Source organism: Sivoneniella epilithica UHCC 1019 (assembly GCF_040830845.1).
Classification (GTDB): Bacteria; Cyanobacteriota; Cyanobacteriia; order Leptolyngbyales; family Leptolyngbyaceae; genus ULC077BIN1.
In genome coordinates this window covers 22,857-28,856 of sequence record NZ_JBFPDP010000054.1, presented here as the reverse complement: position 1 = coordinate 28,856, position 6,000 = coordinate 22,857, and the positions used below count along the sequence as shown (strand labels likewise).

Here is a 6,000-nt window from a genome sequence, read left to right as displayed (position 1 = left end):
GGCAATTTACGACTCAAGATGCCCGCATCAAACTCAAGCGTCTCTATCCATCAATTCTTTCTTGACAGACTACTAGGAGTGAGGGACTAAAGGGCGTTTCAACTGCTGGAGAAAGGTTTGAATCGCCTGATCATATTGAGTGCCCGCAATTTCAAGTAGATCATTGTGGTCGGCTCCTGGAATCGGCACTAACCGCTTAGGCGATCGCACGTGGCGCATTAAGGTTTCGCTGTGGTGCAATGGAATTAGCCGATCTTGGGTGCCGTGCAGGAATAGCACCGGACAGCGCACGTTGGCGATTTTACGGAGGTTATCGAAGCGATCGAAAGGGACGATCTCAATGCGGGTGATGACGCGAAAAGTGCTGGTGAATGGACTTTCTAGAATGAGTCCGGCGATCGGTTCGCGGCTGGCAATCTCTACACTGGTGCCACTGCCCAGCGATCGCCCATAGAGAATGATGTGACTGGGTGAAATGCCGAGCGTATCAATCAAGTAGCGATACGCCGCTTCCATGTCTTGATAGGCATTTTGTTCAGAGGGTTTCCCCTGACTAGTGCCATAGCCCCGATAGTCGTAGGCAAATACTGAAACACCCAAGGTTCTCAAGTGTTCCAATCGTTGGCGAATCCGCCCCAAATCTTCAGCATTCCCATGACTGTAAAGCACGGTGTAGTTTGCAGTTGGGTTGGACAGATACCGCGCCGAAATTTGTTCGCCGCTCAGGGTCGTAAGTTTCAAGATTTCTGGACTATCTTGATAGCTTCTAGGGCGCGGCAGAAAAATCAGCCGCTCAGCATAGAAAAAGGCAAAAATATTCAACGCCAGATAGACCAGCAAGAAGAGTTGCAGCATACGCCTAATTGGTTTTCTTCTCTGTAATGATCTGATTCTGCTCCAGCCCATTCAAACTCTTCCTCTAGGATCATGAATCGGCAAAAGCGCTTCCCTATCCTGTCATTTTTTCATTCTGTTCTTTTCCAATGCCTAATGCCTCTAACGCGGATTTAATTAGGGCAAAGTAGGGGGGCTGGCAGACATCAACTTCCATGGGTTCGGTAGAAACATGGGTCAGTTGCCCGATGCGTTGTCCTTGCTGCACAATTAGCACCTTGCCTTCGGGGTTGCGAATGCGAATTTCTTTGCCAGTGTCCAGTTCCACCAGACGGCAGGCATAGCAGCGATCGCCATAGACAAACTCGGTTCGTTCGCTGGCTGCACTGGAAGACCGACCGCCCACCAATTCGAGTTCTAAGGACACTTCGCCATTCCATTCATTCGTGCGGAGCCGATAGGCAATATCCATGCGAGAGGGCAGCGGGTAGAAATCGCCCCAACGCCACGCGATCGCCGTAATTTTTTTGGCGAGTTGCCCCAAGCCTTCATCCTGACTCAAAGTTACTTTAAGATGTCCTTTGCCAATCTTTTTTTGCTCGTGAATTCGTACATTCGCCGACCAAAACACCGGATCGGGATTCTCCATGCCGCAGGGATGCAGCGCCTCTAGCTGGGAGTGCAGACTAAAATCAACCTGTGCTAAGGTCGCTTCCACGTCTACAATCACCAGCGGCTTGAGATATTCTGGTGCCAGGGTTTGATGGGCAAAGGTACGCAGGCGCGATCGCAAGGCTTCCAGATTTTCCGCCTTAAAGGAAAAGCCCCCTGCTGCTCGATGTCCGCCGTGTTTATCCAGCAGGTCTTTACAAAATTCCAGCGCTTCAAACACATTAAATTCTGGAATGCTGCGGGCGGAACCACGAATATGCTGCCGGGTTTCATCTTCGTAGGTGCCGATGAACACAGGCACGCCGTAGCGTTCGACCAAGCGCGAAGCCACAATGCCGATCACCCCATGATGCCAATCGGGATGCACCACCAGAAACACCCAGTTGTCTTGAATATTGAACGGTTGATTCGCGCCTTTGCCGCTTTCACACAGGGCGATCGCTTCTTGCTCAATTTCCTCGCAGAGCTTTTGCCGCTGTTGGTTAATTTGCTCACACTGCATCGCCCGTTCCAACGCTACGCCTTCATCATCGGTAATCAGCAGTTCAATCACTACCTGCGGATCGGCAATCCGACCCACGGCGTTGATCCGAGGACCTAATCTGAAACCGATCGCCTCTGGTTTCAGGTTCTTTTCGTTGCTCAATCCCGACACCTGAATTAGCGCTTGCACTCCCGCTAACCGTGATTTTGCGAGAACCTGCAAACCCTGCTTTACCCAACGACGATTCACACCCGTCAGCGGTGCCAAATCGGCGATCGTGCCCAAGGTAAACAACTCCAGCAATGAATCGGTCAAATCGCTGGAACTGCCCATACTTTGCGCCAACGCTCTTGCCAAAATGTAGGCAACCCCGACCCCCGCCACGCCGCGATAGGGAGAAGTTTCGGCGATCATTTTGGGGTTGAGAATGGCATGGGCAGGCGGCAACAGCGGCGGCAAATCGTGGTGATCGGTGATGATGACGGTGATGCCCAATTCCCGCGCATGGGCGATCGGGTCATAGGCAGCAATCCCGTTATCCACCGTAATCAGCAGCCTTACCCCTTCCTCGTAAAACTCGTCGATAATGCGCTTATTGATGCCATAGCCCTCTGCCATCCGACTTGGAATAGCGTAGTCTACCTGGGCACCGAGCGATCGCAGCGCCCGTAGCAACAGCGCCGTACTCGTCATCCCATCTGCGTCATAATCCCCACAAATCGCAATCTTTTGGCGCGTGTTAATCGCATTAATCAGCAGTTCCAGACTCAAGGGTAAATCGGGAAAATCTGCCAGAGGCGAAGACAGATATTGCGATTCAGGACTGAGGAATGCTTGCACCTGCGCCAACGTGGTCAAGCGGCGATTAATCAGCACTTGCGCCATCAGGGGAGACAAATCGGTTTCCTGGGCAATTTGCGTCGCCAAGTCAGCATCAGCGATCGCAATTTGCCAGCGTTGGTCAGGCACCTTAGTGGAAGACGAATTGATCAACTGCTTATCCTTCATTCGATGGCAAAAACCTAAAGACACTAACGAGTAGGAATCATAATGGAAGTGCCAATGTCTCAGGATAGCTGAAACAGCTAAAACCTTTATCCAGAAAGCTATTAAGAACTATTAGTAATTCAAATTGAAATTCAGATTTGCGAATTTCAAAAAAGTGCAATAAATTGAAATTCGAGTGATTCAATTTCAATTCTTAGTGCAATATTGTAATTATGGACAAATCTGTTTTTACAGAAAGCGCCCCCGGAAGGCTTTTGGAGATTTCGGTGGAAGGTAATAAAGATTGGGCATTCATTCCCGATCTATTGCCTCATGAGTGGGAGGTTTCTCCTGACATTTGGGCTTTGTTGCTTCAGGCGAGAGAGGAATTAGCCAGACTGGATGGAGTTGGTCGGTATATGCCAAATTACAACTTACTATTGCGTCCTTTGCAGAGGCGTGAAGCATTGCGGTCATCTAGTTTGGAAGGAACTTATGCTACACCTCAACAACTGCTGCTTTTTGAGATTGAGCCTAGAGAGCCAAAGTCAGTTAACGACCCAGTAAACTCTTGGCAGGAGGTTTGGAACTATAACAGAGCATTAGAATTAGCCTTGCGCCTTTTAGAAGTAAAACCTCTCAGCTTGAACTTAATTCGAGAAATTCATCAGACACTTTTGTCAGGGGTACGTGGGTTTCAAAGAGATCCAGGTAATTTTCGCCGTTCTCAGGTTCATATTGGTTCAGATAGAAGATTTATACCACCTCCACCCAATGAAGTTATGCCCTGTCTATATGGTCTGGAAACATTTATTCATAAGGAAAAAAACATTGAGCCTCTAATTATGTGTTTTATGGTGCATTACCAGTTTGAAACAATCCATCCATTTCTTGACGGAAATGGTCGAGTAGGCAGGCTTTTACTGTCGCTGATGATTCATGAGCAGTGTAAACTCAGTAGACCTTGGTTATATTTAAGTGCTTTCTTTGATAAATACAAAGATGAATATATCAATCTTTTATTTCAAGTCAGTACACAGGGAAATTGGAAAGATTGGATTGCCTTTTGTCTACGTGGAATAATTGAACAATCAAAGGATGCACTTAGGCGCTTCGATAAGCTTCTTGTACTTCGCAATCAGTATATGGATCTGTTGAATCAAGCGGGGGGAAACATTCGACTTAATCGCCTCATCGATCACCTGTTTGAATCCCCAGCTATTACAATCTCTCAATTCGCGGAAATGTGCGGAATACACTACAACACTGCACGCGCAGACATAGAGCGCTTAATAAGCACAAACATTCTCATAGAATCTGACATTCAAGCACGTCCAAAAATCTATTTCGCCTCAAATATTCTGGAAATCGCTTATGACGATTAATGTTGAGTCAACATGCTGCCATAACTTCACCCAATCATTCCAGTAGCTAGAGGGTCTTTTGATGAATCGTGTTCTTATTGTCATTACGTTGATTCTGTTTGGAGGGCTGACTGCTGTAGCGGTTTGGACTGACGGAATTGTAGGAATCTTCTCGTCGATTGTTAGTAGTTTTGGGTCTGCCCAGATTTTTGTTGACTTAGTTATTGCCCTCGTATTGGTTAGTGTTTGGATGTGGCAGGATGCCAAAGCAACAGGACGCAACCCTTTGCCGTGGATCGTGGCAACAATCCTGGTCGGTTCGTTCTCGCCGCTGCTGTATCTGCTCACCCGAAAATCTTCTGAGCAGGTGCCAAAGGATTCGTAGCAGGAAAGGTTATGGGTTCTAACGTTTCCCCCTCACCCTTCGTCTTTCACTGCAACCGATAGCGCATTCCGGGCAGGGATGTAACTAAGTCTTGCATTTCTAAATTGGTCAGGGAACCAAGAATTGTGCCGGGGGCGAGTCCGGTTTTTTGGACAAGTAAATCGAGGGGAACGCCTTCTGGGTTGGAGGATTGGGATTCGCTGAGGGCTTGCAAAATTTGCTGTAGTTCGGGCGGTAAGTTGAGGGGAATGGTGGGTTCAGCAGTGGAAGCAGGGCGATCGAGTTGGGGTAGCATTCCTAGTTTTTCAATTAGTTTGTCTTCACCTAAGATTAATTGCGCTCCTTGCTCAACTAAATTGAGGCAGCCGATCGCCTTGGGATTATCCAAACTTCCGGGTAGCACATAGACATCGCGTCCATATTCATTGGCATAGCGCGCGGTGATTAACCCTCCAGATTTTTCTGGAGCTTCCATCACCAAGGTGGCGCGACATAACCCGGCAATCACGCGGTTGCGACGGGGAAAAAACATGCGATCGGGCTGGGTGCCAGCGGCATGTTCACTGATGATCAATCCCTGCTGCGCCACTTTTTGATAGAGTCCTCGGTTGCTCCAGGGATAGATAACATCGGTGCCGCAGCCTAAAACGGCGATCGTCCGTCCCCCTGCTGCAATGCAACTCTGATGCACTTCGGTATCAATCCCTTCAGCTAATCCCGACACAATCGTAAAGCCATGATTGACAAGTGCTGTCGTAATTCGTCGCGTCCAGCGTCTCCCATAATCGGAGGGGCTACGGGTGCCGACGATCGCAATCATCGGGGTCACGCCGCTGAGTTCTAATGGCTCCACGATGCCGCGATAGTAAAGCATGGGGGGCGGATCGGGAGTTTCCAATAGCAATCGGGGATAGTCGCGATCGCCGGGAGTCCAAAACGTTGGGTTTGCTTGTTCATGCTGCTGCAACAGTTCTGCGGGTCGGATTTGCCGCCGCGCCGTGGCGATCGCATCTGCGGTTTGCAGCCCAACCCCTTCCACCTCCAGCAAATCAGCCGGGTAAGCCTCCCAGGCAGCAGCTAAGGAGCCAAAATGTTTATGGATGCGGCGCAGAGAAATTGGACCAATCCCATCAATTCCAGACATTGCCAGCCAGAAAGCGCGTTCTTCTACCATGAGCACCCAAAAATTACAGCCTGATGTTGCCTTCAATAAATCGAATATCCTCAAGAGAGGAATTAAAACTAGAGTGCCCCTGGGCTAAAGAAAATTCGCC

At 48.9% G+C, this 6,000-nt stretch carries 5 protein-coding genes; 2 read left to right on the top strand and 3 right to left on the bottom strand.

Features of this window, described 5'->3' with window-relative positions:
• Positions 1-72: 72 nt before the first annotated feature.
• Both AB3R30_RS22870 and recJ read right to left on the bottom strand, forming a co-directional pair.
• The gene (locus AB3R30_RS22870; protein ID WP_458651526.1) at positions 73-855 is read right to left on the bottom strand and encodes an alpha/beta hydrolase; all 783 of its coding nucleotides are present in this window, start codon (positions 853-855) and stop codon (positions 73-75) included.
• A 94-nt stretch (positions 856-949) separates the two neighbouring features.
• Complete coding sequence (gene recJ, locus AB3R30_RS22865; RefSeq protein WP_458651525.1) at positions 950-2,998, bottom strand: single-stranded-DNA-specific exonuclease RecJ; 2,049 nt, start codon at positions 2,996-2,998, stop codon at positions 950-952.
• Between the two features lie 212 nt (positions 2,999-3,210).
• Between recJ and AB3R30_RS22860 the strand changes: the two genes are divergently transcribed.
• Together AB3R30_RS22860 and AB3R30_RS22855 are read left to right on the top strand one after the other, a co-directional pair.
• Positions 3,211-4,362, top strand: coding sequence for a Fic family protein (locus AB3R30_RS22860; protein WP_458651524.1), 1,152 nt, complete (start codon positions 3,211-3,213; stop codon positions 4,360-4,362).
• A gap of 61 nt (positions 4,363-4,423) precedes the next feature.
• The gene (locus tag AB3R30_RS22855; RefSeq protein ID WP_458651523.1) at positions 4,424-4,726 is read left to right on the top strand and encodes a hypothetical protein; all 303 of its coding nucleotides are present in this window, start codon (positions 4,424-4,426) and stop codon (positions 4,724-4,726) included.
• A 46-nt stretch (positions 4,727-4,772) separates the two neighbouring features.
• On the opposite strand, the gene dprA is transcribed toward AB3R30_RS22855, so the two are convergent.
• Positions 4,773-5,900: a DNA-processing protein DprA gene (gene dprA, locus AB3R30_RS22850; protein ID WP_458651522.1), complete on the bottom strand. Its 1,128-nt coding sequence runs from the start codon at positions 5,898-5,900 to the stop codon at positions 4,773-4,775.
• Positions 5,901-6,000: the final 100 nt, after the last annotated feature.

Bases quoted from the DNA above. Each gene is read 5' to 3' on its own strand.
- AB3R30_RS22870 (WP_458651526.1), bottom strand. From the start codon at position 855: ATGCTGCAACTCTTCTTGCTGGTCTATCTGGCGTTGAATATTTTTGCC.
- recJ (WP_458651525.1), bottom strand. From the start codon at position 2,998: ATGAAGGATAAGCAGTTGATCAATTCGTCTTCCACTAAGGTGCCTGAC.
- AB3R30_RS22860 (WP_458651524.1), top strand. From the start codon at position 3,211: ATGGACAAATCTGTTTTTACAGAAAGCGCCCCCGGAAGGCTTTTGGAG.
- AB3R30_RS22855 (WP_458651523.1), top strand. From the start codon at position 4,424: ATGAATCGTGTTCTTATTGTCATTACGTTGATTCTGTTTGGAGGGCTG.
- dprA (WP_458651522.1), bottom strand. From the start codon at position 5,900: ATGGTAGAAGAACGCGCTTTCTGGCTGGCAATGTCTGGAATTGATGGG.